The 26237-nt window shown below is 58.7% G+C and carries 30 protein-coding genes; 21 read left to right on the top strand and 9 right to left on the bottom strand.

The features are described 5' to 3' along the window. Window positions 1–12: 12 nt before the first annotated feature. From tsaB to trmB, 12 genes are all read left to right on the top strand, one after another. Entirely contained in the window at window positions 13–681 is a 669-nt protein-coding gene (gene tsaB / locus RRU01S_RS10035; protein WP_045230132.1) for a tRNA (adenosine(37)-N6)-threonylcarbamoyltransferase complex dimerization subunit type 1 TsaB, read from the top strand. 39 nt (window positions 682–720) lie between these two features. Continuing rightward, window positions 721–1215, top strand: coding sequence for a GNAT family N-acetyltransferase (locus RRU01S_RS10030; RefSeq protein WP_045230131.1), 495 nt, complete (start codon window positions 721–723; stop codon window positions 1213–1215). 67 nt (window positions 1216–1282) lie between these two features. Beyond that, a complete protein-coding gene (locus tag RRU01S_RS10025) occupies window positions 1283–1711 on the top strand; it encodes a Fur family transcriptional regulator (protein ID WP_045230239.1) in 429 nt (142 codons plus the stop codon). Window positions 1712–1742: 31 nt separating this feature from the next. Next, complete coding sequence (olsA, locus tag RRU01S_RS10020) at window positions 1743–2543, top strand: lyso-ornithine lipid O-acyltransferase (RefSeq protein WP_045230130.1); 801 nt, start codon at window positions 1743–1745, stop codon at window positions 2541–2543. Window positions 2544–2644: 101 nt separating this feature from the next. Beyond that, the gene (miaB, locus tag RRU01S_RS10015) at window positions 2645–4042 is read left to right on the top strand and encodes a tRNA (N6-isopentenyl adenosine(37)-C2)-methylthiotransferase MiaB (RefSeq protein ID WP_045230129.1); all 1398 of its coding nucleotides are present in this window, start codon (window positions 2645–2647) and stop codon (window positions 4040–4042) included. 46 nt (window positions 4043–4088) lie between these two features. Beyond that, a complete protein-coding gene (locus RRU01S_RS10010) occupies window positions 4089–5144 on the top strand; it encodes a PhoH family protein (protein WP_045230128.1) in 1056 nt (351 codons plus the stop codon). An 8-nt stretch (window positions 5145–5152) separates the two neighbouring features. Then, window positions 5153–5659, top strand: a complete 507-nt coding sequence (ybeY, locus tag RRU01S_RS10005; RefSeq protein ID WP_045230127.1) for an rRNA maturation RNase YbeY — start codon at window positions 5153–5155, stop codon at window positions 5657–5659. A gap of 17 nt (window positions 5660–5676) precedes the next feature. After that, window positions 5677–6813 carry a hemolysin family protein gene (locus tag RRU01S_RS10000; protein WP_045230126.1) on the top strand — a complete coding sequence of 379 codons (1137 nt, stop codon included), beginning with the start codon at window positions 5677–5679 and terminating at the stop codon, window positions 6811–6813. A gap of 222 nt (window positions 6814–7035) precedes the next feature. Continuing rightward, window positions 7036–8625: an apolipoprotein N-acyltransferase gene (gene lnt, locus RRU01S_RS09995; protein WP_045230125.1), complete on the top strand. Its 1590-nt coding sequence runs from the start codon at window positions 7036–7038 to the stop codon at window positions 8623–8625. Between the two features lie 145 nt (window positions 8626–8770). Next, window positions 8771–9190: a helix-turn-helix domain-containing protein gene (locus RRU01S_RS09990; protein WP_045230124.1), complete on the top strand. Its 420-nt coding sequence runs from the start codon at window positions 8771–8773 to the stop codon at window positions 9188–9190. A 169-nt stretch (window positions 9191–9359) separates the two neighbouring features. Beyond that, window positions 9360–10625, top strand: a complete 1266-nt coding sequence (gene metK, locus RRU01S_RS09985; protein ID WP_045230123.1) for a methionine adenosyltransferase — start codon at window positions 9360–9362, stop codon at window positions 10623–10625. 110 nt (window positions 10626–10735) lie between these two features. Beyond that, complete coding sequence (gene trmB / locus RRU01S_RS09980) at window positions 10736–11434, top strand: tRNA (guanosine(46)-N7)-methyltransferase TrmB (protein ID WP_045230122.1); 699 nt, start codon at window positions 10736–10738, stop codon at window positions 11432–11434. A 3-nt stretch (window positions 11435–11437) separates the two neighbouring features. Here trmB and RRU01S_RS09975 read toward each other — a convergent pair whose 3' ends face one another. Continuing rightward, complete coding sequence (locus RRU01S_RS09975) at window positions 11438–12337, bottom strand: ribokinase (RefSeq protein WP_045230238.1); 900 nt, start codon at window positions 12335–12337, stop codon at window positions 11438–11440. Window positions 12338–12386: 49 nt separating this feature from the next. Continuing rightward, complete coding sequence (locus RRU01S_RS09970) at window positions 12387–13583, bottom strand: DNA recombination protein RmuC (RefSeq protein WP_045230121.1); 1197 nt, start codon at window positions 13581–13583, stop codon at window positions 12387–12389. A gap of 150 nt (window positions 13584–13733) precedes the next feature. Between RRU01S_RS09970 and def the strand changes: the two genes are divergently transcribed. Genes def through arsC form a run of 4 tightly spaced genes read left to right on the top strand, consistent with a single transcriptional unit; the run spans window position 13734 to window position 16436 of the window. Beyond that, window positions 13734–14246, top strand: a complete 513-nt coding sequence (def, locus tag RRU01S_RS09965; protein WP_045230237.1) for a peptide deformylase — start codon at window positions 13734–13736, stop codon at window positions 14244–14246. A gap of 51 nt (window positions 14247–14297) precedes the next feature. Next, a complete protein-coding gene (gene fmt / locus RRU01S_RS09960) occupies window positions 14298–15233 on the top strand; it encodes a methionyl-tRNA formyltransferase (RefSeq protein ID WP_045230120.1) in 936 nt (311 codons plus the stop codon). Beyond that, window positions 15233–16039, top strand: a complete 807-nt coding sequence (gene truA, locus RRU01S_RS09955; RefSeq protein WP_045230119.1) for a tRNA pseudouridine(38-40) synthase TruA — start codon at window positions 15233–15235, stop codon at window positions 16037–16039. Before fmt ends, truA begins: the two co-directional genes overlap by 1 nt. Beyond that, window positions 16017–16436: an arsenate reductase (glutaredoxin) gene (gene arsC / locus RRU01S_RS09950; RefSeq protein WP_045230118.1), complete on the top strand. Its 420-nt coding sequence runs from the start codon at window positions 16017–16019 to the stop codon at window positions 16434–16436. Before truA ends, arsC begins: the two co-directional genes overlap by 23 nt. On the opposite strand, the gene RRU01S_RS09945 is transcribed toward arsC, so the two are convergent. The 4 genes from RRU01S_RS09945 to dapD are packed head-to-tail and all read right to left on the bottom strand — an operon-like array spanning window position 16424 to window position 19710. Continuing rightward, the gene (locus RRU01S_RS09945) at window positions 16424–17020 is read right to left on the bottom strand and encodes a spermidine synthase family protein (RefSeq protein WP_045230117.1); all 597 of its coding nucleotides are present in this window, start codon (window positions 17018–17020) and stop codon (window positions 16424–16426) included. The two genes, arsC and RRU01S_RS09945, sit on opposite strands and share 13 nt — an antisense overlap. 26 nt (window positions 17021–17046) lie before the next feature. Further along, on the bottom strand, window positions 17047–17661 hold the full coding sequence (locus RRU01S_RS09940) for a hypothetical protein (RefSeq protein WP_045230116.1): 615 nt from the start codon (window positions 17659–17661) through the stop codon (window positions 17047–17049). Beyond that, window positions 17648–18841: a succinyl-diaminopimelate desuccinylase gene (gene dapE, locus RRU01S_RS09935; RefSeq protein WP_045230115.1), complete on the bottom strand. Its 1194-nt coding sequence runs from the start codon at window positions 18839–18841 to the stop codon at window positions 17648–17650. The genes RRU01S_RS09940 and dapE overlap by 14 nt, the downstream gene beginning before the upstream one ends. A 14-nt stretch (window positions 18842–18855) precedes the next feature. Beyond that, on the bottom strand, window positions 18856–19710 hold the full coding sequence (gene dapD, locus RRU01S_RS09930; protein WP_045230114.1) for a 2,3,4,5-tetrahydropyridine-2,6-dicarboxylate N-succinyltransferase: 855 nt from the start codon (window positions 19708–19710) through the stop codon (window positions 18856–18858). A 138-nt stretch (window positions 19711–19848) separates the two neighbouring features. Here dapD and RRU01S_RS09925 point away from each other — a divergent pair, with 138 nt between their 5' ends. After that, window positions 19849–20709: an LOG family protein gene (locus RRU01S_RS09925; RefSeq protein WP_045230236.1), complete on the top strand. Its 861-nt coding sequence runs from the start codon at window positions 19849–19851 to the stop codon at window positions 20707–20709. A gap of 145 nt (window positions 20710–20854) precedes the next feature. Here the strand turns inward: RRU01S_RS09925 and RRU01S_RS09920 are convergent, their stop codons facing one another. Then, complete coding sequence (locus RRU01S_RS09920) at window positions 20855–21799, bottom strand: nucleoside hydrolase (RefSeq protein WP_045230113.1); 945 nt, start codon at window positions 21797–21799, stop codon at window positions 20855–20857. Window positions 21800–21981: 182 nt separating this feature from the next. On the opposite strand from RRU01S_RS09920, the gene RRU01S_RS09915 reads away from it, so the two are divergent. Next, complete coding sequence (locus RRU01S_RS09915) at window positions 21982–22407, top strand: Hsp20 family protein (protein WP_045230112.1); 426 nt, start codon at window positions 21982–21984, stop codon at window positions 22405–22407. 60 nt (window positions 22408–22467) lie between these two features. Beyond that, entirely contained in the window at window positions 22468–22725 is a 258-nt protein-coding gene (locus RRU01S_RS09910; RefSeq protein ID WP_045230235.1) for a BQ00720 family protein, read from the top strand. A 55-nt stretch (window positions 22726–22780) separates the two neighbouring features. Here the strand turns inward: RRU01S_RS09910 and RRU01S_RS09905 are convergent, their stop codons facing one another. Further along, complete coding sequence (locus RRU01S_RS09905) at window positions 22781–23416, bottom strand: trimeric intracellular cation channel family protein (protein WP_045230234.1); 636 nt, start codon at window positions 23414–23416, stop codon at window positions 22781–22783. Window positions 23417–23551: 135 nt separating this feature from the next. Between RRU01S_RS09905 and RRU01S_RS09900 the strand changes: the two genes are divergently transcribed. Next, window positions 23552–24025, top strand: a complete 474-nt coding sequence (locus tag RRU01S_RS09900; protein WP_045230233.1) for a hypothetical protein — start codon at window positions 23552–23554, stop codon at window positions 24023–24025. Window positions 24026–24027: 2 nt separating this feature from the next. Here the strand turns inward: RRU01S_RS09900 and RRU01S_RS09895 are convergent, their stop codons facing one another. Beyond that, window positions 24028–24741 carry a YoaK family protein gene (locus RRU01S_RS09895; RefSeq protein WP_045230111.1) on the bottom strand — a complete coding sequence of 238 codons (714 nt, stop codon included), beginning with the start codon at window positions 24739–24741 and terminating at the stop codon, window positions 24028–24030. A 385-nt stretch (window positions 24742–25126) separates the two neighbouring features. Between RRU01S_RS09895 and exbB the strand changes: the two genes are divergently transcribed. Further along, window positions 25127–26236 (top strand): tonB-system energizer ExbB, encoded by a 1110-nt coding sequence (gene exbB / locus RRU01S_RS09890; protein WP_045230232.1) that lies wholly within the window; start codon window positions 25127–25129, stop codon window positions 26234–26236. Window position 26237: the final 1 nt, after the last annotated feature.

Below are 26237 nucleotides of genomic sequence, written 5' to 3'. Positions count from 1 at the left end.
CGGCTTTTCCCGATGATCATTCTTGCCATCGACACCTCAGGCGTAGATTGCTCCGCCTGCCTTTATGACAGCGCTGATGATGCCGTTCTCGGCGATGTCACAGAAAACATCGGCAAGGGCCATGCGGAACTGTTGATGGGCATCATCGACGGTGCCCTGAACCAGGCATCCCTGACCCTTCAGGACGTAGAGCGGATTGCCGTCACCATCGGGCCGGGCTCGTTTACCGGCATTCGCGTCGGTGTCGCGGCTGCGCGTGGATTTGCGCTATCACTGGGTGTCGAAGCGGTGGGCATCACCACGCTGGAAACGCTTGCGGCGCATTACCATCGTCAAAATCCCGGTCTGCCGGTGGCCGTCGGGCTCGATGCCAAGCGCGACGAGACCTATCTTCAGACCTTTGGCGCAGACGGATCGCCTTTGAGCGATGCGGCTCTTCTGTCTCTGGACGAGGCGAAAGCGGCACTCGCGGGCTTTGCCGGCACCGTCATCGGTTCTGCCGCACCGCTTCTAGCGGGTGGCGAAACGGGCTCCGGGCCTGACAGGTTTGCGATTGCGACCGTTGCGCGCGTCGCAGCGCAAAAGCCGCAGGGCATGCCGAAACCCGCACCGCTTTATCTGCGCGGACCGGACGCCAAGCCGCAGGCAGGATTTGCGCTGGAACGCCGCCCGGTAGCCTGATACGGCAGATTGATACCTTTTTGCGGATGATTCCCTGCAATGTTCGACGATTATCTCAGCTGGAAACCGTTTTTCGAAGTCGTGACAATGGAGCACGCCGACTGCGCCGACGTGGCCCTTCTCCATCAGGAGCGCTTTCCACGCCCGTGGAGCGACGGCGAATTTTCCAGCCTTTTGGGCCAGTCCAGTGTGTTCGGTGCCGTCGCGCGCCAGACCAATGCATTTTTCAGCAAGCCGCTGGGTGGGTTCGTTTTGTCGCGCGAAGCGGGTGGCGAAGCGGAAATCCTGACCCTTGCGGTCAGCGACAAATTCGGTCGCTCAGGGCTCGGCTGGCGGTTGATGCAGTCGGTGATGCGCGAAGCGATGATGCGGGGGGCCGAAACCATGTTTCTGGAGGTCGATGGTGGTAATGCCTCGGCCATCGGCCTCTACAAGAAACTCGGCTTTCAAACGGTTGCCGAACGGCAGGCCTATTACACGGCGAAAGACGGGACGAAATCGACGGCGCTTGTCATGCGGCGTGATCTTCGCTAGTTCGTGGTAGTGATTGAACACAGCGCTTGCGCGCCATGCAACGAAAGCATCTGGAAGCCTAAAAGACGTGATAGACCTCTCGAAAACCCTGGAAGAACTCTGTGCCGAGCGCGGCATGCGCATGACCGATCAGCGTCGTGTGATTGCCCGCGTCATCCAGGAATCCGACGATCATCCCGATGTCGAAGAGCTTTATCGCCGGTCGTCTGCGGTCGATCCGCGCATTTCGATTTCCACGGTCTATCGCACGGTCAAGCTGTTTGAAGACGCCGGTATCATCGAGCGGCATGATTTCCGCGATGGCCGCTCGCGCTACGAGACCATGCCGGAAGAGCATCACGATCACTTGATCGACCTCAAGCATGGTGTGGTCATCGAGTTTCATTCGCCTGAGATCGAAGCGTTGCAGGAAAAGATTGCCCGCGAACACGGCTTCAAGCTGGTGGATCACCGGCTTGAGCTCTATGGTGTTCCGTTGAAGCCTGAAGACCATTGAAACCAGACAGGGCCACAAAGCGAATGAAGCGATGATGTGGTTGCGGTTGATCTACCTGATCGTTGTCTTGACGATCGTTACAGTGGTTCTGTTGCCGGTGCAGCTGGTCGGTCTCTGGTTCGACCTTCCCTTCCGGCGCCGCTTGCCACGATTCTGGCATGGGGTCGCCTGTCATACGCTGGGCATCAAGGTTCACGTCCACGGTCCGCTGGAGACATCGAAGCCGCTGCTTCTCGTGGTCAACCATGTCTCGTGGACCGACATTATGGTTCTGGGCAGCGTTGCCGATGTGGCCTTCATCGCCAAGACGGAAGTGCGCAATTGGCCGGTCTTCGGTCTTCTGGCGCGCTTGCAGAAAACCATCTTCGTGGCGCGTGAGCACAAGCGCAGCGCCGGAGCGCAGGTCAACGAGATTGCCGAACGCCTTGCAGGTGGCGAAATCGTCGTTCTGTTTCCCGAGGGAACCACGTCAGACGGCAACCGTCTCCTGCCCATCAAGTCATCGCTTTTCGGGGCCGCCTCCAGTGCGGCCGAGCAGGTGCCGGGGCAGATGGTGCATGTCCAGCCGGTGGCAATTGCCTATACCGGCATTTACGGCATGGCGATGGGCCGTTACCACCGCACGGTTGCGGCATGGCCGGGAACCATCGGTCTTGTGCCATCGCTACTCGGTTTGCTGAAAGCCGGGGCCATCGATGTCGATGTCTCCTTCGGCGAGGCGATCCCCTTCCGTCGCGGTGATAACCGCAAGGAATTGAGCGCGGATGCGACGATGTCTCTTCGTGCCATGTTGAATTTCAGCTTGCGCGGCGGATGGCGAAAGCCGCGTTGAGCATCGGATTGTCCTGATAACGCGATACACTTTTCGGTTCGATGATCTGGAATACGTATTTTTCTGTTTAATCCAGCGCTCAAAATCATTAGATAGCGGCTATGACCCAGGAAATAATCGGCCTCGAGCCCGCCCCATCCGTTCTTCGCGACGGCGCAAACAGCCGCAAGGTCTTCATCAAGACCTATGGCTGTCAGATGAACGTGTACGATTCCGTGCGCATGAGCGATGCTCTGGCGAAGGACGGCTATGTGCCGACCGAGGACATGGGCGAGGCGGATCTGGTTCTGCTCAACACCTGTCACATCCGCGAAAAGGCCGCAGAAAAAGTCTATTCCGCGCTTGGCCGCCTGCGGGACATGAAAAAATCCCGCCACGAGCAGGGTCGCGAATTCATGATCGGCGTGGCGGGTTGTGTGGCGCAGGCCGAGGGTGAGGAAATTCTGCGCCGTGCGCCGGCTGTCGATGTGGTCATCGGTCCGCAGACCTACCACCGTCTGCCGGAAGCCTTGAAGCGCGTGCGCGGTGGCGAGCGGGTGATCGAGACCGAATATGCGGTCGAAGACAAGTTCGAGCATTTGCCGGTTGCCGACAAGGCAAAGATACGGGCACGCGGTGTCACGGCCTTTTTGACGGTGCAGGAAGGCTGCGACAAGTTCTGTACCTTCTGCGTGGTGCCCTATACGCGCGGCTCCGAAGTCTCGCGGCCCGTGCAGCAGATCGTCGATGAGGCCGCAAGGCTGGCCGATTCCGGCGTGCGGGAAATCACGCTGCTTGGGCAGAATGTCAATGCATGGCGTTCAACCGGCACTGATGGCGCGCAATGGGGCTTGGCCGAGTTGCTGTACCGACTAGCCGAAATCCCCGGCATCGCCCGCCTGCGCTACACCACCAGCCATCCGCGCGACATGGATGAGCGTCTGATCGAGGCGCATCGAGATCTGCGCGTTCTGATGCCCTATCTGCATCTGCCGGTGCAATCCGGCTCTGACCGGATACTCAAGGCCATGAACCGTCGCCATACCGGCGACGAGTATATTAGGCTTATCGAAAAAATTCGTGGTGCCCGCCCTGATATTGCCATGTCCGGGGATTTTATTGTCGGCTTCCCCGGTGAGACGGATCGCGATTTCGACGATACGCTCGCACTGGTGGAAGAGGTGAAATATGCGCAGGCCTTTTCGTTCAAATATTCGACACGTCCCGGTACGCCGGGAGCGGATTTGACTGATCAGGTACCCGAGGACGTGAAGGCCGAGAGGCTCGAGCGACTACAGGCTCTTCTGCTGAAACAGCAGCATGATTTTGCCGGATCGCTGGTCGGCAAAACCATGGATGTGTTGCTGGAAAAGCCGGGCCGGATGCCTGGCCAGTTGATCGGACGATCTCCTTGGCTGCAATCTGTGAATCTTGATGCAAATGACATGAAAATCGGCGACATTATTCATGTACGAATCACCGCAACGGGTCCAAACAGCTTGTTTGCCGAGGTGGCATAAAGCTAGAGTGAGGAACCGACACTGATTAGGACGGGAGCCTGACCGCTTGAACGCACACGAATTGGTATCACCCTCATCGCGCCAGCCACGCCCAGCCGCGACCGACGCCAATCACTTCGTCCTCACGTTCGAGAATAACAGGATAGCCGGAGAGCTATTCGGTCAGTTCGATCAGAACCTCAAATTGCTGGAACAGCGTTTGAACATCGACGCGCGCCCGCGCGGCAATTCGGTTGCCATCACAGGCGACCTCGTTGCCACCAACCAAGCCCGCCGCGCGCTGGATACGCTTTACGAGCGCCTTCAGAAGGGCGGAACCGTCGAAGTGTCAGACGTGGAAGGGGCCATTCGCATGGCCATGGCTGCCGACGATCAGCTGATCCTGCCGACCATGGAGCGCAAAGCCAAGGTCTCCATGGCGCAAATCTCCACCCGCAAAAAGACCATCGCTGCCCGCACGCCGACGCAGGACGTCTATATGCGGGCACTGGAACAGTCGGAGCTCGTCTTCGGCGTTGGCCCTGCCGGTACCGGCAAGACCTATCTGGCTGTGGCGCATGCAGCACAGCTTCTGGAACGGGGCGTGGTGGATCGCATCATCCTGTCGCGACCAGCCGTCGAAGCCGGTGAGCGCCTTGGCTTTCTGCCCGGCGACATGAAAGAGAAGGTCGATCCCTACCTTCGCCCGCTTTACGATGCCCTTTACGACATGATGCCGGGTGACAAGGTGGAGCGCGCCATTCAGGCGGGCGTCATCGAAATCGCGCCGCTGGCCTTCATGCGCGGACGCACGCTGGCCAATGCGGTCGTCATTCTCGACGAGGCGCAAAACACCACAACGATGCAGATGAAGATGTTTCTGACGCGTCTGGGTGAAAACGGTCGCATGATCGTGACAGGTGACCCGAGCCAGGTGGATTTGCCGCGCGGCATGAAGTCCGGCCTTGTGGAAGCGCTGCAAATCCTGACCGAAGTCGAAGGCGTGTCCGTCGTGCGCTTCAAGGATGTCGACGTCGTGCGCCACCCGATGGTGGCACGCATCGTTCGCGCCTATGAAGCACAGACGGCTGTGCCTGATGAAAGCCTGCCAAGAGGCATTTGACGCAAGACATGACCGCATTGGATATTCAGATCAGCGTCGAGGCTGAGAACTGGCCATCGGAAGAAGAGCTGTTCGCATTTGCCAGCCGGGTTCTCGACCCGGCTGTCGACTTTCTGAAGGCGGAAGAACAGCAGCCGTTTCCGAAGCAGACCACCGAGCTGTCACTGGTCTTCACAGACGACACTTCGATCCGGGAGATCAATGCGCAGTGGCGCGAGAAGGACAAGCCGACCAATGTGCTGTCCTTTCCGGCCTATCCGCTGGAGCCGGGCGACATGCCGGGGCCGATGCTGGGTGACATCGTCATCGCGCGCGAAACCGTGGAGCGTGAAGCTCTTGATCTCGAGAAGAGTTTCGATGATCATCTGACACATCTTCTGGTGCATGGATTTCTGCATCTTTTCGGTTACGATCATATACAAGCCGACGACGCGGAAGAAATGGAAGGGCTTGAGACTCGCATTTTGGCCAAGCTTGGTCTATCTGATCCCTATGCGGGACAGGAACCGCTTTGAATTAACAGTTTGGGACCATGAACGAACATTCGGCAAGACCGCCCCTCGAGGGCAAAGACACCGGGGAACAATCCTCATCGGAGGAGGGCAGTAGTCCCTTACGTCAGGACTATCAGGCCAAACCCAGGGCCAGCATCTGGTCCCGCATCTCGAGGCTCTTGAAGCCATCGCAGGGCGAGCGTCTTCGTGAAGACATCACCGACGCATTGATGACCGACACCGAAATCGGTGCCGCCTTTACGCCCGAAGAACGGGCGATGCTCAACAATATCCTGCGTTTCCGCGAAGTGCGCGTCGAAGACATCATGATCCCGCGCGTCGATATCGACGGGCTCGATCAGGACATGACCGTCGGCGAAGCGATGATTCTCTTCGAAGAGACCGGTCGTTCGCGTATGCCTGTGTATGACGAGACGCTGGATAACCCCAAGGGCATGATCCACATTCGCGATCTCCTGTCGTTTATCGGCAAGCAGGCCCGCAACAAGCGCCGGGCAGGTTCGCGTGCCGCAGTCGTCGAGGGAACGCGTGCGGCAAAATCGCCGCGTGCGAATTTCGATCTGGCCCGTGTCGATCTGGAAAAGACGCTCGTGGAAGCCGGTCTGGTGCGCAAAATTCTCTTCGTGCCGTCCTCCATGCTGGCCTCGACCCTGTTGAAGACCATGCAGGCGCAGCGCACCCAGCTGGCACTCGTCATCGATGAATATGGCGGAACCGACGGTCTCGTCAGCCATGAAGACATCGTTGAAATGGTGATCGGCGATATCGACGACGAACACGACAAGGATGAGACGATGTTCTCGCGCGTGTCGGACGATGTTCTGATTGCCGATGCCCGCGCCGAGTTGACGGAGCTCGCCGAAGTGATTGGCCATGATTTCGACGTGCGCGAACATATCGAGGAAATCGATACGCTGGGCGGGCTGATCTTCTTTGCGCTCGGCCGCATTCCGGTCAAGGGCGAGGTGGTTCGTGCCGTTCCCGGTTTCGAGTTCCACATTCTCGATGCCGATTCGCGCCGCATCAAAGGCGTTCGCATCGTGCGCAATCAGTCTTCCGAGGGCGAAGACGACCAGGCGCCTGCCAATGCGGCAAGCCAGGTGGTTCTCTCTCTGCCATCTCCATCCAGCCGTGCGGACAACGCGCCGGTCTAAAAGGATCACGCTTGGTTCAACGACGAAGACCGCAGGCGCTGTGCCTTGCGGTCTTCGTCGTTTCAGGCACCTAGAACGATTCGATTGGCAAGGAAACGCTCTAGCATCTGCGGTGAGCGCAGTGGACGCGTGGCGTGTTTTACAGTAAGTCCCGTTGAACAGACGGTGTCGTTTCCCCGGTCATGAGTGTTAGACGGTACCTCGTTATAAGGTGGAGACTGCATGGAACGACTGGCGGGCAAAATCATGTTGGGCAGTGGTTTTGGCCGAGTATGCATCGCCGTTCTTGCCGGTGCCTTCGGTGCGCTCGCCCTGCCTCCCGTCGGTTTCTTTGCCGCACTGTTCGTGTCCTTCACGCTGCTTGTCTGGCTGATCGACGGCACTACGGGACATCCCGATGGCGGCGTCTGGTCTCGCGGCTGGAAAACCTTCCTCATCGGCTGGCTGTTCGGCTTTGGTTATTTCGTCGCCGGTCTGTGGTGGCTGGGTAATGCGTTGCTGCTGGACGCCGACGAGTTTGCCTGGGCGCTGCCGCTCGCCATTTTAGGTCTTCCCGCCTGCCTTGCCGTTTTCTATGGCATCGCCACGATGCTGGCCAACCTGTTGTGGTCGGATGGCTGGGGCCGGATCGCGGCATTGGCGGCGGCCTTCGGGCTGATCGAATGGCTACGCAGTTTCATCCTGACGGGTTTCCCCTGGAATACGGTGGGCTACGGCATCATGCCGATCCCGATGATGATGCAGACTTCCTATCTCATCGGCATCTTCGGCATGTCGATGCTGGCGGTTTTCGTGTTCGCCAGTCCGGCGCTGCTGGGCACGAAAAAGGGTATGCTGCCGGGTCTCTCCATTGCAGCAGTCATGATGGCGTTTCATTTGGGTTACGGTGCCTATCGGCTGCACCAGCCGCTGCCGCCTGCGACCGACGATGTGACCGTCAGGATCGTCCAGCCGCGGATCGATCAATCGGTGAAGATGCTCAATGAGGACAGGACCGAAATCTTCAACACGCATCTGCGTCTGTCTGCCTTGCCGCCATCGCCGGGCCATAAGCGCCCTGATATCATCGTGTGGCCGGAAACATCGGTTCCCTTCATTCTCACGCAAAACCCGGATGCCTTGGCCGAGATTGCTAAGACGCTGGAAGACGGTCAAATCCTGCTGACCGGTGCGGTGCGGATGGAAGATGCGGGCGCGGGGATCGCGCCGCGCTATTACAATTCCGTTTATGCCATCGACAGTGAAGGCCAGATCATCGGTGCCACCGACAAGGTCCATCTGGTGCCGTTCGGCGAATATGTGCCGTTCGAGGATGTGCTGCGCAAAATCGGCATCAACAATCTCATCAGCCTGCCGGGTGGCTTTTCACCGGCCGTGACCCGAAACCCGATCACGCTGCCATCGGGCAAGAAGCTGCATTCCTTCATCTGCTACGAAATCATCTTTCCAGGCGAGGTGCCCGACGATATCGCCACATCGGCGGCCATCGTCAACGTCACGAATGATGGCTGGTTCGGCAATACGCCGGGTCCCTATCAGCATTTTCAGCAGGCCAGAATCCGCGCGGTGGAAACTGGAATTCCAGTGATTCGCGCCGCCAATACCGGCATTTCAGCCGTAATAAACCCTATGGGGCAAATTGTCGCAGGTCTGGACTACGGTCAAATGGGAATAATCGATTCTACTTTAGGTGGTGCGGCTACTAGCGTGATCACCGCAGATATGAGACAAATGCACTTTTGGTTGTTCTTTGGCGTGTTACTCGTAATCGCGATAATTGCGCGGCTCGGTTTGCTCGATCGTAAGAATTGACCAAAAACCCCTAAAATTGCATAGTGCTCTTGTTAGGTTGCACAACGCACATGATATGTTTCGTGTAGCGACAATCCTGTGGTTCAGGGCTGTGACGCTGTGTGATGGTTAACACCGAATATTTTTTGAATGTCAGGACAATAACATGACAGAAAACAAGAAAAAGCCGAACCCGATTGACATTCATGTCGGGAGCCGAATTCGCCTCCGTCGTACCATGCTGGGTATGAGCCAGGAAAAGCTGGGCGAAAGCCTTGGCATTACCTTCCAGCAGATTCAGAAATACGAAAAAGGGACGAACCGCGTCGGCGCCAGCCGCCTGCAGAACATCTCCGGTATTTTGAACGTTCCCGTCTCCTTCTTCTTCGAAGATGCGCCGGGCGACCAGGGCGTCAGCGCCACGGGCATGGCGGAAGCCAATAGCTCCAACTACGTCGTGGACTTCCTGTCTTCGTCCGAAGGTTTGCAGCTCAACCGCGCCTTCGTGAAGATCAACGACCCGAAGGTTCGCCGTCGTATCGTCGATCTCGTCAAGGCGCTGGCCGCCGAAGGCGACGCGGAATAACCCGCCCAAACAGTTTTGCTGAACTGCAAACGGCCCTTCGGGGCCGTTTTTTATTGCGTAAGGATGATTTAGGAATTCCGATATAAAGATATATTTATGTCGTTGTGTCCTTGTTTTTTTCGAGCAATGTGACTAACAACGATGACCGTTTCTTTGAGGGGAATCCCGCATGCGTGCCAATTACCTATTCACCAGCGAGTCCGTTGCTGAAGGTCACCCTGACAAGGTTTGTGACCGCATTTCCGATGAAATCGTCGATCTGATCTACCGCGAAGCCGCCAAGACCGGGGTTGATCCCTGGACGGTGCGCATCGCCTGCGAGACGCTTGCCACGACGAACCGCGTGATCATCGCCGGTGAAGTGCGTGTTCCCGACACGCTGTTGAAGAAGGACAAAGACGGCTCCGTGTTCAAGGACGCGAGCGGTCATCCCGTCATCAATCCTGCCAAGTTCAAGGCTGCCGCCCGCAAGGCCATCCGTGATATCGGCTACGAGCAGGACGGCTTCCACTGGAAGACGGCCAAGATCGACGTGCTGCTGCACCCCCAGTCTGCCGACATTGCGCAGGGCGTGGACAACGCCTCCGACAAGCAGGGCGACGAAGGTGCTGGCGACCAGGGCATCATGTTCGGTTACGCCTGCAAGGAAACGCCGGACCTTATGCCGGCCCCGATCTATTATTCGCACCGCATTCTCCAGCTTCTGGCCACCGCGCGCAAATGCGGCGAAGGCGAAGCAGCCAAGCTCGGCCCCGACGCCAAGAGCCAGGTGACCGTGCGTTACGTCGATGGCAAGGCTTCTGAGGCCGTCTCCATCGTGCTCTCCACACAGCATCTCGATGCCAGCTGGGACTCCAAGAAGGTCCGCTCCGTCGTGGAGCCCTATATTCGTGAAGCTCTGGGCGAATTGAAGATCGCCGACGATTGCCAGTGGTACATCAACCCGACAGGCAAGTTTGTAATCGGTGGTCCTGACGGCGACGCTGGCCTGACAGGCCGCAAGATCATCGTTGACACCTACGGCGGTGCAGCCCCTCACGGCGGCGGTGCATTCTCCGGCAAGGACACGACCAAGGTCGACCGTTCCGCAGCATATGCTGCCCGTTACATTGCCAAGAACGTCGTGGCCGCAGGATTGGCAGAACGCTGCACGATCCAGCTGTCCTACGCCATTGGCGTTGCGCAGCCCCTGTCGGTCTATGTCGATTTCCACCAGACCGGCAAGATGAGCGAAGACGAAGTCGAAGCCGCGATCCGCAAGGTCATCGACCTCTCGCCATCGGGCATTCGTCGCCATCTCGATCTCAACAAGCCGATCTACGCCAAGACCTCGTCCTATGGCCATTTCGGTCGCAAGGCTGGCCGTGACGGCTCCTTCTCCTGGGAGAAGCTGGACCTGGTCAAGCCTCTCAAGGATGCATTGAAAGCCGCATAAGGCTTGTCAATCGCTACCGATTGAGAGATACGGTCTGAACGTTTTGAAACCCGCACAGCGCAGTTGAACAGGCGCGGTGCGGGTTATCCATTTTGTCTGAGAGTGTTGAAATGACGGAAGAGAGGCGTTCACGCGCAACGGAAGCGTTTTTTGGTCGGCGCAAGGGCAAGCCGCTGCGCAACCAGCAGGTCGATACGATCGAAAACCTATTGCCGTTGCTGAAGGTCGATCTTGAGACTCAGCCGCCCCAAAATCTCGCGGCCCTGTTTCCCGCCGATGTGAAAACCATCCGCCTCGAAATCGGCTTTGGCGGTGGCGAGCATCTCATCCACCGTGCCTCCGAAAACCCTGATACCGGTTTCATCGGCGTCGAGCCCTTCGTCAACTCTATGGCAAAGCTTCTTGGCAGCGTGAAAGAGCGCGAGTTGATGAACATCCGTCTCTATGACGATGACGCGACGCAACTGCTGGACTGGCTGCCGGATGCCTGCATCGACCATATCGATCTGCTCTATCCCGACCCATGGCCGAAAAAGAAGCACTGGAAGCGTCGCTTCGTGTCAGACGTTAATCTGGCGCGGTTTCATCGTGTGCTGAAGCCTGGAGCGAAATTCTGCTTCGCCTCGGATATCGATACCTACATCAACTGGACGCTACAGCATTGCGCCAGCCATGGCGGGTTCGAATGGACGGCGCAGACATCCGCCGACTGGAACACGCCGTTCGATACTTGGCCGGGCACGCGCTACGAGAACAAGGCGAAGCGCGAGGGTCGCAGCTCCGCCTATCTCACCTTCATCCGAACCTGATTTTCAGAGCTTCGCATCCACCTCGGATGCGACGGGAATGGACGGCTGCGCACCGGGGCGTGTGCAGGCCAGCGAACCGGCAACGGCGGCGCGGCGAAGTGCTGCTTCGAAATCGAGGCCAGCATCGAGGCTCGCAGCTAGATAACCGCAGAACGTATCGCCCGCACCGACCGTATCGACCGGCTCGATCTTCAGGCCCTTGGCCTTGACGAGCTTGCCATTGCGGATGGCGATCACCCCTTCGGCACCCAGAGTGACAATGAGGGTTTGGCCGGTCTCGTCGTGAAGGGCGGCGAGTTCCTTTTCCCGCTGATCGGAAGACAGGCCGCTTTTGCCGATCAGCAATTCGAATTCGGTTTCGTTGGCAATGACGACATCCGCCAGTCGCGACAGGCGCTGCGCCTCGGATGTCAGCGGCGCGGTGTTGATGAGCGTGGTGACGCGCTTTGCCTTGGCGGCCTTCAACGCTGCTTCGATGGCCTCGGCTGGTATTTCGAATTGCAACATCAGGATGTCGCCTGCCGTCATCTCTGAGACAGTTCGTTCCGCATCGGCTCCCGAGACCTCGCCATTGGCAGCGGGAATGACAGAGATCATGTTTTCCCCACCCTCACCGATCAGGATGACGGCGGTTCCGGTCGGCACGGCAACGGACTTGACCAGTGACAGATCGGTTCTGGCATCGCGAAGCAGAGTGAGTGCCGGGGCTGCAAAGGCGTCGTCGCCAACGGCACCCGCCATTTTCACTGTGGCACCGGCGCGTTTCGCAGCCAGCGCCTGGTTGGCGCCCTTGCCACCGGCAGCGGTGGAGAAGGTCTTGCCGGTCACGGTTTCACCTGGCTTGGGCAGGCGGTCGGAAATGGCAACGAGGTCCATGTTGATGGAGCCGAAAACTGTGATCATGCGGGTCATTCCATAAGGGGCAAAAACGAAGGCGACTTTGCCGAGTGGATCACTCGTCGTCAACCACCCTCAGCTTGGTGGCACCGGCGCGCACATCCGCGATGCGCCGCAACTGTTCTGCCTCCAGATGGGCAATTTCCTTTTGCGACGGGGCGAAATCGAGGCTTTCGATCTTGATACCACGTGCCAAGACCTTGTCGGACGAGGTCAGCATCATGTCCACGTCCTTCTGCACCAGCCCGAAATGCGCCTGCAATTTGCGCGTCCGCTCGTCCAGACGCCGCACATCGTCCATCAGCATTGCGACCTCACCCTGAATGAGGTGCGCCTGTTCGCGCATGCGCTGGTCTTTCAGCACAGACTGGATGACCTGCACCGATAGCATCAACAGCGATGGCGAGACGATAACGACGCGCGACCGGTGCGCGCGCTGTACCAGATTTTCGAAGTGTTGATGAATATCGGCAAAGATCGATTCCGAAGGCACGAAGATAAAGGCGGTGTCCTGGGTTTCGCCGGAGATCAGATACTTGTCGGCGACATCGCGGATATGCACTTCCATATCGCGACGGAACTGCTGGGTGGCGGTGCGTTTGGCCTCCGGCGTATCGTCGGCCTTCAGCGCATTCCAGGCTTCCAGCGGAAACTTGGCGTCGATGACCAGTGGCGGTGCATTGTTCGGCATTCTGATGGTGCAATCAGGCCGAAAGCCGTTCGAAAGTGTGGGCTGCAAACTGTATGAACCCGAGGGCAGGGCGTCGGCAATCAGCGCTTCCATACGTGCTTGGCCAAAGGCACCGCGCGTCTGCTTGTTGTTGAGAATGGCCTGTAGGCCGATGACGTCCTTGGCCAGATCCTGAATATTGCCTTGCGCGGCATCGATGACGGCGAGGCGTTCCTGCAATTTACTGAGATTTTCGTGCGTCGAGCGGGTCTGCTCCGTCAAAGTGGTGCCGATGCGCTGCGACATGCCATCCAGCCGGTCGTTCAGCGTCTGGCTCATCTCGTTCTGGCGGGCGCTGAGGCTTTCCGTCATGGCGGCGATGCGTCCATGCAGTTCCGACTGGGTTCTGAGAAGCTCGGTGATTTCGTCACGTGATTGATCGTTGGCTGGCGGTTTGCGCCATACGAACGCCGCAGCCACCAGACAGCCTGCAATGAGAATGCCGAGGAGAGCGCCAACCGATATCTGGAGGCTGCCGAGACTGAAAGCTGTCGTACCAAGCGCATTAAGATCGATGTTCATAGCCAAATCTAACAGATTTCGTGTGATTCGTCAGATCAAAACAAGAACATTTCTGAGGCGTAAATGAGTCCCATTTGCCGCTGCTCATGTCGCTAATATTGGCCTTTATTTTTTGTTTCCTCCAAAGATGAGATGCGTTATGGGGAAGCCATGACGATCAAACCTCTTATTATTTTGCCTGATCCACTGCTGCGCCAGCAATCCAAGCCCATCGAACAGGTGGATGCGGAGATCACGCGTCTGGCTGACGACATGCTGGACACGATGTATGATGCGCCGGGCATCGGCCTTGCCGCAATCCAGATCGGCGTGCCGCGCCGCATGCTGGTCATCGACATCTCGCGCGAAGACGAAGACCGCAATCCGGTTGTGTTCATCAACCCGGAAATCCTCAAAGTGTCGGACGATGTCTCGGCCTATGAGGAGGGCTGTCTGTCCATCCCCGACTATTACGCCGAGGTGGAGCGACCGGCTTCGCTGACGGTTGGCTATATCGATCGCGATGGCAAAAAGCAGACGGTGGAGGCCGACGGCCTTTTGGCGACCTGCCTGCAACATGAAATGGACCATCTCAACGGTGTTCTGTTCATCGACCACATTTCCCGCCTGAAACGGGATATGGTCATCAAGAAATTCACCAAAGCGGCCCGCGCAAAAATCTGATCTGCCTGTCTACAAGCATTGGCAGATCGGGCGACAGGGCAGGGGGCGAGCATGGCACTGCGCATCATTTTCATGGGAACGCCGGAATTTTCCGTTCCCACCCTACGCGCGCTGGTCGATGCGGGCCACAAGATCGCCGCCGTCTACACGCAGCCACCCCGACCCGGCGGTCGCCGCGGGCTCGATCTCCAGAAATCACCCGTGCATCAGGCAGCAGAACTGCTCGGCATTCCTGTGCTGACGCCGCTGAATTTCAAAGCGGAAGAAGACAGGGCGGAATTCAAGGCTTTCAATGCGGATGTTGCGGTCGTCGTCGCCTATGGCCTGCTGTTGCCGGAAGACATTTTGAACGGCACCCGTCTTGGCTGCTACAATGGTCACGCTTCGCTGCTTCCGCGTTGGCGCGGCGCTGCCCCCATTCAGCGCGCGATTATGGCTGGCGATACCGAAACCGGCATGATGGTGATGCAGATGGAAAAGGGGCTGGACACTGGCCCTGTGGCGCTGACGGCAAAGGTCACCATTACCTCGAACATGACGGCTGGCGAATTGCATGACAGCCTGATGCTGGCGGGTGCGCGGCTGATGCGTGAGGCGATGCTGAAGCTGGAAGATAATGACTTGCCGCTGACACCGCAGGCGGAGGAGGGCGTTGTCTATGCAGCTAAGATCGACAAAGGCGAAACCCGCATCAATTTTTCCTGGTCCAGCCAGGATGTGCACAATCACATTCGCGGCCTCTCGCCCTTTCCGGGCGCATGGTTCGAAATGCAGATCGGCGGCAAGGCCGAGCGTGTGAAGGTGCTGGAAACCGAATTGGCGAGCGGCATGGGCGAGGCGGGCTCCGTTCTGGACGGTGCCCTGACCATCGCTTGCGGTAGCGGCGCGGTGCGGCTGCTGCGTCTGCAAAAGGCGGGCGGCAAGCCGATGTTGGCTCAAGATTTTCTGCGCGGCACTCCCGTCGCTGTCGGGACGAGGCTCGGCTGATGCCACGCTTCCGCATGACCGTCGAATATGATGGTTCCCCCTATTTCGGCTGGCAACGCCAGACCAATGGTCCGTCCGTGCAAGGCGCGTTGGAAGCCGCCGTGCTGTCGCTGACGACAGAGACGGTAAGCTTTCGCGGCGCGGGCCGCACCGACTCTGGCGTTCATGCCAAGGGACAGGTCGTGCATGTCGATCTCACCCGCGCCTGGGAGCCCTACAAGCTGCGCAACGCACTGAACGCGCATCTGGCCATGGCGGGCGAGGCAGTCTCGGTTCTGGACGTGGAAGCAGTAACAGAGGATTTCGACGCGCGCTTTTCAGCACTGCGCCGTCACTACCTCTACCGCATCATCTGCCGCAAATCCCGGCTGGCTCTGGAACAGAAGCGGGCCTGGTGGGTATCGAAGGACCTCGACCATGAGGCCATGCATGCGGCGGCCCAGATGCTGGTCGGTCGGCATGATTTTACAACCTTCCGCTCCGTGCATTGCCAGGCCAACAGCCCGGTCAGAACGCTCGACCGACTGGATGTGACGCGCGACGGCGACCTGATCGAGATCCGCGCGACGGCACAAAGCTTTCTGCACAATCAGATCCGCTCCTTTGCCGGCACGCTGAAACTGGCCGGTGATGGCGGCATGACAGTTGAAGACGTGAAGGCGGCACTCGAGGCGCGTGACCGCAAGGCCTGTGGCCCTGTCGCCCCGCCGGACGGGCTCTATTTCATGCAGGTCGATTATCCCGATGTGATACCGCAGCGCCTGCCCAGAACGGAGACGAACAATGACGGTGACGATTTATCATAACCCCGCCTGCGGCACCTCGCGCAACACGCTGGCCATGATCCGCCAATCGGGCGAAGAACCTGTCATCATCGAATATCTGAAGACGCCGCCATCGCGTGCCGAGATCGTGTCTCTGGCTGAAAAGATCGGTGTGCCGCTGCGCGGCCTTCTGCGGGAAAAAGGCACGCCCTGTGCGGAGCTTGGCCTTTCGGACGAGAGCTTGAGTGATGATACCTTGCTGGATGCCATCGAAGCGCATCCGATCCTCCTGAACCGGCCTATCGTGGTGACGGACAAGGGCGCGCGTCTTTGCCGGCCATCGGAATTGGTGCTGGAGATTCTGGCCGATGGCAGCATCGGTAGCTTCACAAAGGAAGATGGCGAGGTTGTGCAACCCGATAGGTGTCAGCTCGGATAGACGCCCAGAAAGCGTTGCAGCACTTCCGACAGGATCATGCCGGGAATGAGCAGCGTCATGACGAGTGCGGCGACCAACAGCGGCTGGTCCCGCACGAAGAATTTGACGATGCGCGAAAAGCTGAAGACCAGCGCCAGCAACAGCGAAAACCACAGGATCGCGACCAGCCCCTGCAGGGATGGCACTAGTAACGCGATCAGGATCAGCGTGGCATAGGCATAGGAAAATGGCAGCGATAGCCAGTTGGCGACGACGACGAGGGCGGGAAACTTTTGTCTTGCACCGAATGCCACCAGCAGAAACCCGATGAGGATCAGCGGCACCATCCAGCAGATGGCCTCGACCATGGCCAGCCGCAGGAAGAAGATGGCGCCGGTGCCGACACCCTTCGGCAGCACGGAAACATAGGCTTCATGCCACCAGTACCAGGACAGCGCCATGGACGGCAGGCACCAGAGCGCCGCATAAAATGACCGCCCCACGCCCCGATCCGTCAGATCCAGCAACCGCCCACCCGCCGGATCGCCCAGAAACAGCAGCCACAGGCCTCTGACGTAGAGGGTTATCTCGTTATACGAAGGCATGATGTTCCTGTGTACTAACCGCAAATCTATTCATAGGCAGTGGATACCTCTAGAAAACTCGCGAGAGCGGTGTTGATCACATACTGCGGTGCGAGTGTTAGAACGAGCAGGCAAAGGATTTGCCATGCATGCGCGCCACTTGCGGTTCTCAAGACAGTCCAGAGCCATGCGGCGAGAAAAAGAAATCCTGAAGAAAGCACAACAAGAGAGATTGTCGAACTCAAATTGTCTGCCTGATCCAAGAGATATGCGAGATAAATAATCGCGACTGACAGGTAGTTTGATGGGACCAGAAACCAATTCGTGATGACGATCAGTGCGCCTGCCGATAGGTTTATTCTCAACAGCGGAACACACAGAAAAATCAGAAGCGGCGTTACGATGAGGGCTAAGGCTTCGATTGCGCCAACTTTGGCGTAGAACCCGACGCTGCCTTGATCGGCATCCGGCATTTCAGTGAGAAATTCCAGTCTTTGAAAGATTAAGTAGGCGATGATTGCCGGAAGCGACCAGATTATCGCAACAAACGACCGTGCTACGCTAACAATCGATGTATCAAAAGCCTGCATGCCTTCTTGGTTGCCGCGTCCCAGCAACCAAAGACCTCTCAAACTGCGCGTCGCATCGCTAAGCGACGGCATGGTCAAACCAGCGTTCGATGAAGACCTCGTAGATACGGGTCAGCGTTTCCAAGTCCGCAACGGCGACGCGCTCGTCCACCATGTGCATGGTTTGGCCGACGAGGCCGAATTCCACCACCGGGCAGTAATCCTTGATGAAACGGGCATCCGACGTGCCGCCGGTTGTCGATAGCTTGGGTTCGTTGCCGGTGACCTCTGCGACTGCACCCGACAGCGAGGAGATGAGCGCGTTGTTGCGGGTCAGGAAAACGTGGGATGGGCGGTCGGCCCAGATGATGTCGTATGTGACCGGTGAGCGTCCTGGGCGCAACGCGCCATCAGCAGCTGCCTCGTCCAGACGGCGGATAATTTCGGCGCGTAGCGTCTCTGCCGTCCATGTATCATTGAAACGGATGTTGAAGGCAGCCGTCGCCTTGGACGGGATGACATTTGTGGCCGCATTGCCGGTGTCGATGGTCGTGACTTCGAGGTTGGATGGCTGGAAATTATCCGTGCCGGTATCGAAGGGCGGATCCATCAGCGCCTGGGTCAGTTGCAGCAGACCGCGAATGGGATTGTCAGCCAGATGTGGATAGGCCGCGTGGCCCTGCACGCCATGGACGACGATGCGGCCAGACAGCGAGCCGCGGCGACCGATCTTGATCATGTCGCCAAGCTGATCAGGGTTGGTGGGTTCCCCCACCACGCAGGCATTCCATGTCTCGCCCTTGGCGGCGGCCCATTCCAGAAGTTTGGAGGTGCCGTTGATGGATGGTCCCTCTTCATCGCCGGTGATGAGGAAGGATACGGAGCCTTGGGGTTTCCCGTGTTTTTCGATATGGCGGGCGATGGCCGCAACGAAGCAGGCGATGCCGCCTTTCATATCCACTGCACCGCGCCCGAACATCTCACCATCTGTAATTTCGGCGGCAAAAGGCGGGTGGCTCCAGGCGGTCTCGTCCCCCACAGGCACGACATCCGTGTGGCCTGCAAACATCAAATGCGGGCCTTGATCGCCCAGCCGGGCGTAGAGATTTTCGACGTCAGGGGTTCCCTCTTCCGTCGCCATCACCCGCTCCACCGCAAAGCCGAGTGGCGTCAGCAGCGTGTCGAGCAGCGTAAGCGCTCCACCTTCCGCTGGTGTCACCGACGGGCAACGGATGAGGGCGGCGAGATTGGCGACGGGATCGGTGGCGTGCATGGGTGTCTACTTTATCAATCGCGCAGCAACTCGTTGATGCCGGTCTTGGAACGGGTCTTCTCATCGACGGTCTTGACGATCACGGCGCAATAGAGGCTCGGGCCCATCTCGCCATTCGGGAACGGCTTGCCCGGCATGGTGCCAGCAACGACCACGGAGTAAGGCGGAACTTCGCCATAGGTGATCGAGCCGGTGGCGCGGTCCACGATCTTGGTGGATTTGCCGATGAACACGCCCATGCCCAGAACGGCACCTTCGCGGATGATGCAGCCTTCAACGACTTCCGAACGCGCGCCGATGAAGCAATTGTCTTCGATGATGGTCGGGCCAGCCTGAAGCGGCTCAAGCACGCCACCAATGCCGACGCCGCCGGACAGGTGCACGTTCTTGCCGATCTGCGCGCAGGAGCCAACGGTTGCCCAAGTGTCGACCATGGTGCCTTCATCGACGTAAGCACCGAGATTGACGAAGGACGGCATCAGAACGACGTTCTTGGCAACGTAGGCAGAGCGACGCACGACCGCATTCGGCACCGCGCGAAAACCTGCGGCACGGAACTGGTTTTCGCCCCAGTTTTCGAATTTGGAGGGCACCTTGTCCCACCATGTGGATTCGCCGGGGCCGCCGGTGACGATCTCCATATCGTTGAGACGGAAGGAGAGCAGCACGGCTTTCTTCAGCCACTGGTTCACGGTCCAGTTGCCATCGGCCTGCTTTTCGGCAACGCGCACTTGGCCGCTATCCAGCAGGTTCAGCGAGGTTTCGACGGCATCGCGAATTTCGCCCTTGGTCGATATATTGACGCTGTCGCGATTATCGAATGCGGTTTCGATGATTGTTTCAAGGGAGCCAAGATCCGAGATGCTCATGAGAATTCCTTAAACTTCGCTGACTATCGTCACATACAGGGAAACATCCGCACCGCTGGCCGGACATGGTCAATTGCTCTAAGCGAGTGTTTCAAGGGCGTCAATGTGATTTGGCGCAGCTATACGAAAGGCATGGACATGGCAAAACTGAAAAACGGCAAGTTGCGGCGCAAGGACGGTGTCTGGGACCCTTTGAAATCCAGCTCGGATGACAAGCAGCAGGCAGACGGCCTGCCCAAAACCCCGCAATCGGCCTCGCCGTCCTATCGTCTGGCCTATGCCGATACCGATTTTCTATGCCGCGAAGAGTTGCGCCCCATCCGGCTGCAACTGGAACTGATGAAGCCGGAAATGATCCTGACCGAGCGCGGCATCAAATCCACCGTCGTGCTGTTTGGCGGTGCGCGTATTCCCGAGCCGGGCGGCAATGCCTGGGCGGCGCGCAACGAAACGCAGAGGAAGAACCTGGAAGCGGCCTCGGTTTATTATGACGAGGCCCGCAAGTTCGCTAAACTCTGCGCCGGCGAATCCGAAAAGCATGATCACCGCGAATATGTCGTGATGACGGGTGGCGGACCGGGCGTGATGGAAGCGGGCAACCGCGGTGCATCGGAAGCCGGTGCGCCGTCCATCGGGCTCAACATTCTGTTGCCGCACGAGCAGGCACCCAATCCGCATGTGACGCCGGAACTCAGCTTCAACTTCCACTATTTCGCCATCCGCAAGATGCATTTTCTGATGCGCGCCAAGGCGGTCGTGGTGTTTCCCGGCGGCTTCGGTACCATGGATGAGCTGTTTGAGACGCTGACCCTGATCCAGACCAAGCGCATGGCCCCCATCCCGCTCATCCTGTTCGGTGAAGCCTTCTGGCGCTCGATCATCAATTTCGAAGCGCTGGCCGATTTCGGCACCATTGCGCCTGATGATATGGAGCTGCTGCATTTCTGCGAAACAGCTGAGGATGCGTGGAAGGTTGTTGCGGATTTTTACGAGCTTTGAGTGAAGGCACTGCTTTGCCACCGTCATCCCGGCCTTGAGCCGGGATCCAGCCGCCGCGCGTCTGCGCGGCGACAAGAGGCTTTTGCGATCAAGGACTTGATCGCACTGGACCCCGGCTCAAGGCCGGGGTGACGGAAGAAGAGAATCAAATCCGCGCAAAACGCTCCGTCAGAAGCGCAAAGAACCCATCCGCATCCACATCGCGCATCACGCGGGCATTGGGCGCCCGGCCTGTCACCTTCCACCAGTCGACAACCGTCATGCCGATGGTGAGTTCGGAATTCACTTCGATCTCGACATTGCAATCGCGGCCATCGAATAGCTCCGGCTTGATGAGATAGGCGATCACGGTCGGGTCATGCAGTGGACCGCCGTCGGAGCCGTATTTCTCCACGTCGAAGCGTTCGAAAAACTCCAGCATCTCCGCCATGGCAATCGCCGGACGGGTGCCGATATCGCGGATGGCGGCAACGCGGGCCTTGGTGGTGAGCAGCTTGTGCGTCACGTCTAGCGGCATCATGACCAGGGGAATGCCGGAGCGGAACACGATGTCGGCGGCCTGCGGATCGACATAGATGTTGAATTCCGCAGCAGGCGTGATGTTGCCGCCCTCGAAGAAGCCACCACCCATCAGCACCAGTTCTTTCACGCGCGGTGCAATATCGGGCGCCTTCTGCAAGGCGGTGGCGATGTTGGTCAGCGCACCCAGCGTGCAGAGCGTGATCGTGCCTTCCGGCTCACGGCGTATCGTTTCGATGATGAAGTCGATGGCGTTTTGCGATTGCTCTTCGAGAACAGGCTCCGGCAAGGTTGGGCCGTCCAGCCCGGTGCTGCCATGAACGTGCTCGGCGGTAATCGGCGCGCGGATCAGCGGGCGCTCGCAGCCCTCGTAAACAGGGATTTCGGTGCGGTTGCACAGTTCCAGCATGATGCGAATGTTGCGGCTGGTCAGCTTCAGCGGCACGTTGCCCGCAACGGCACACAGACCGAGAACTTCGATTTCATCCGGGCTCGCCAAGGCCAGCATGATGGCAGCTGCGTCGTCCTGTCCCGGGTCGGTGTCGATGATGATTTTTCTGCGCTCGGCCATGATCGTCCTGTTTTTTCTATGACACGCCTTTTCAAGCCTGTTTCGGAGCCTTGTCAAGCACGCGGCGGTTCAGACTTTTCGCGTCGTGCCGTTCTTGCGTTGCAAACCGCATATTCCCATATGAAGGCATGCCGCCGTAAACGGGGCAGACGATCGTCGCTTGGATACAAGGACTGAAACAGATGAGCCGCATGACACCATTCACGCACCCGTTGATGCTGGGTTTCGACGCTATGGAAAAAACGCTGGAGCGCATGGCAAAGGCGAATGACGGTTATCCCCCCTACAATATCGAGCGCCTGGCAGCCGAGGGAAACAGTCCTGAGCGCCTGCGGATCACCATTGCGGTCGCTGGTTTTTCCGAAGACGATCTGGAGGTGACGACGGCTGACAATCAGCTCGTCATCCGTGGACGCCAGCAGGAACAGGATGCGAAGGACTATCTTTATCGTGGTATTGCCGCGCGGCAGTTCCAACGGGTGTTCGTGCTCGCGGATGGCATGCAGGTCAATGATGCGCGTCTGCGCAATGGGCTCTTGTCGATTGATCTCACACGGCCGGAAATCTCCAGCGTGGTGAAAAAAATTAACATTTCCGTTTCACAATAGGATTCTGCACGCCAAGCGACCCACCGCATGACGGCGTCTGAAGAATCTGGAGGCCGAAATATGCTCTTGAAAGAAGCGCACGCCCGTTTGACGATGTCACAGCTGGCTCACATCGGTGCAGGCGAAGTCGGATACATCAGAAAGATGCGCGCCGAGGAAGTGAACCGTTGTTTCCCTGAAGCCCCGAAAATCGATCCCGGCCTTGATCTGTGGGCGCTGTTCGGTGCCGATGGCACGCCGATCCTTCTGACGGACAACCGCTCCAGCACCTTCTTCAAGGCTGCGGAAGACGAGTTGCGCACCATCAGCGTGCACTGAGAAAGTCTTTCAATAGAGCATGTCGAGGCGCCCACGGGCGCCTTTTGCATGTGCCCTACATCACGTCTTCGGGCGGTCTGCCGGGGCGGGGGTGATAACGCGGAAAGGTCCAGCCAAAAATCAGCGCGCCGCTTCGGATGGCAAAGGCGGTGAGAACACCGGCAGCGGACGCCACGAGAAGCGGCAGGCCGATGGCGTGCGCTGCGGTAAAGACGCAGGCGCCCGCCAAAGCGCAACTGATATAGACCTCTGGACGCAACAAGACGGACGGTTCGCCCGCCAGAATATCACGCAACACGCCGCCGAAAGTCGCCGTCATGGTGCCGGTGACGATGGCAACCGTGGGCGAGCCGGTGACGGCCAGGCCCTTGGCGGCTCCCATCACGCAATAGGCCGACAGACCGACGGCATCCAGCCAGATCAACAGGCGGTAACGCGATTCCAGCAGGTGGGCGGTGAGATAGACCAGCGCTGCGATGACGACGCAGACGAGAATATAGGTCGGGTTGACCACCCAGAAGACCGGCGCACGGCCCAGCACCAGATCGCGCAGCGTTCCGCCACCGATGCCGGTGACGGCTGCAAAAAACAGAAAGCCGATGAAATCCAGCTGCTTGCGCGATGCCGCAAGCGCGCCGGTCGCAGCAAACACTGCAACGCCGGCATAATCGAGAAAAGCCAGAAGGGTCATGGGCAGGCGCTCCTCGAATGTTTGCGCGCGGTCAGTGTCACGCAAGGACCGCCCGATATGATCCACCGCCGGATCAAAACTGACATGCCCAATGCTGCCGCATCCATAGCGGAAACAGACCCAAAGGAAAATGCCGTGAGACGCCTTCTCTTCGTTACGCTTCAATCGCTGGTTTTTCTGGCCGTTCCGATGATGGCGCAGGCCCAGCAGCAGCTGGTCAGCGACCCCGAGATTTACGAGAAGGACCATTTTCGCCAGGAGTGCAAAGTGGCGGAATTCGGCGAGGGTTTTGTCACCCGGCTCGACATCAACAATGACGGGCTGGTGGATGCCGTGACCAACCGCGGCGAACTGACCTGCGATGGTGAAAAGGCGCGCGCCTGCAACGACGATGGCTGCCCTTACAATTTCTATGTGCAGGTCAAGGAGGGCGGCTATCTGATGATCGCCACCGCCACGATCTACAGTTACGATTTTGTTCAGCGTTTCGGCAACATGGTGTTCGAGTTCAAGATGCATCCGCGCTTTTGCGAGCGCACGGACACCGAACCCTGCGTGATGACCGTGCGCGTGCGCGGCACGAAGTTCGTGACGATTTCCGCCAAGTAACCCTATGTCCGTCGGCTAGTGTGTTTGACCACGTTGGACTGAAACCGGCGGCTGAGCGAACGCGGCATAGCCAGGCTGACGAGTGCCACCGCAAAAACCAGCAGGCTGACGATCAGCAGCGCAAAGCCGGGAACAAACCGCGCGAGAATGGCCCCTGAAATCGCGCCCATGACCATACCTAGCCACGGCACCAATTGGATGGTCCAGTCCAGCTTGCGCTCGCCCAGAATGAAACGGCCAATGCCGCGCCCGAAGCGGGAGAGCGCGCCGGTGACATAGGTAAGGCCGATGGGCAGGCCTTCCACATGCTCCACCGCAGCATTGATCATGCCCATGGCAAAGACGACGAGATAGAACTGGCTGAGTGTCATGCCTTGCGTCTGCAACAGGGCGGCCAAGGCCATGACGAGACTGACGGCGCACAGGACCGTGAAAAGCCGTCTGTCGGTGGTATGGGCAACGACGATGCCGCCCGCATTGCCCGCAACGAAGGTGAGCACGGCAAGCAGCAGGGTGGCGGCATGGCCAAGATCGCCTGACTGGAGGGAGAGTGCTGCGCGCGTCGTGTTTCCCGTCATGAAGGACACGAAATCGCCCGACAGGCTCAAGCCGATCGCATCCGTCATTCCCGCGATAAACGAAAGTGCGGCAACCAGCGCAATGCCGGTTACCGTGCGTCTGACGCGGATGATGGTGCGGCGTCTCTGTCTGGTCATGGGGTCTCGCAAGGGATGTTTAGACGTGGGCCACGTGCCCAGTCCGGAACGAAAGCCGAGTTTAAGCGCCGCAGATTAAGGATTTCAACCACGGTCACGCGATGCTGGTTTTTCTACCGCAGACCGTCTTATCCCTGCGATACCGGCTGACAAAGGTCGTGCACTCGTGTCGTAATCTCTGCCGTTTGCGGCAGGTGGATGCTCCTTCTCGCTCGTCTTTTGCATAAAGAAGAGTTTACAGATCATATTTCTCCGATGTATTAGTTGTCCTTTCTACTCAACTTTGTTAGCGAGGCGACAGGCACGTTTGCATCCGAGATTTTTTGAGAGATGCGGATTGTGGTTGTCAAAATCGACGCTTGTTACGAGATCCGGGATTAACATGATGGTACGTGAAACATTGACCCCTTCGTCAAACTCCCATGTTGTGTGGAGCAAGCGGTGCAGGTCTGCCGCCATCATGCTGCCGCTGCTCGCCTGCCTTGGTGTGAGCGCAGCTTTTGCCCAGACGCCGCCGCCAGCCCCGGCCACCGAACCCGCCTCGGAAGCGCAGACTGTCGCGCCGCCAGCGCCTGCCCAGCCACAACAGGTGCAGCCCGCAGAGCCGCAGCCTGCCCCGGCACCTCCAAGCACGGAACCTGCAAGCCAGGCACCGGTAACGCCATCCGCCCAGCAGCAGCCCGCGCCGGGTGCAGCCACTGAGCCGCCGCTTCAGCCTACTCTGGCAGAGCCAGCCGCTCCGCAAGCTGCCACACCCGAGCAACGTACGGATATTCCGCACAACCTGTCCCCATGGGGTATGTTCATGGCCGCTGATTGGGTGGTCAAGAGTGTGATGATCGGGCTGGCGCTTGCGTCGCTCATCACCTGGACAGTCTGGGTCGCAAAGACCATCGAACTGGCGGGCGCACGTATTCGTGCGCGGTCCACGCTCAAGATCGTCCACAAGGCCAAGACCTTGGCGGAAGCCACGGAAGCCTCAGAAAAGAAGGGTGGCCCCGGCGCGCTGATGTTGCGCATGGCGACCCATGAAATGCAGCTGTCCGACGCCGTGGTGGAGCACACCGACGGCGGCGGCATCAAGGAACGTGTGTCCTCCGTTCTCGGCCGCATCGAAACCCACGCAGGTCGTCGCATGTCGCGCGGCACGGGCGTTCTGGCGACCATCGGTTCGGTCTCGCCCTTCGTAGGCCTGTTTGGTACGGTCTGGGGCATCATGAACTCGTTTATCAGCATCTCGGAATCGCAGACGACCAATCTTGCCGTCGTGGCACCCGGTATCGCCGAAGCGCTTCTGGCAACCGCTATCGGCCTCGTCGCCGCTATCCCTGCCGTGGTGATTTACAACGTGTTTGCCCGCTCGATCACCGGCTATCGCCACCTGCTGGCCGATGTCGCCGCCGGTGTCGAACGTCTCGTCAGCCGTGACCTCGATTTCCGCCGCATTCCGCCGGGCAGCGCTGTCAAGCCTGCGGTCTCTCTCGTGGGGCGCTGAT

Origin of the sequence: Agrobacterium rubi TR3 = NBRC 13261, assembly GCF_000739935.1 — a bacterium.
In the GTDB taxonomy this organism is placed as follows: Bacteria; Pseudomonadota; Alphaproteobacteria; order Rhizobiales; family Rhizobiaceae; genus Agrobacterium; species Agrobacterium rubi.
Note: the sequence above shows the minus strand (reverse complement) of the source record. Positions and strands in the feature narration are given on the sequence as shown.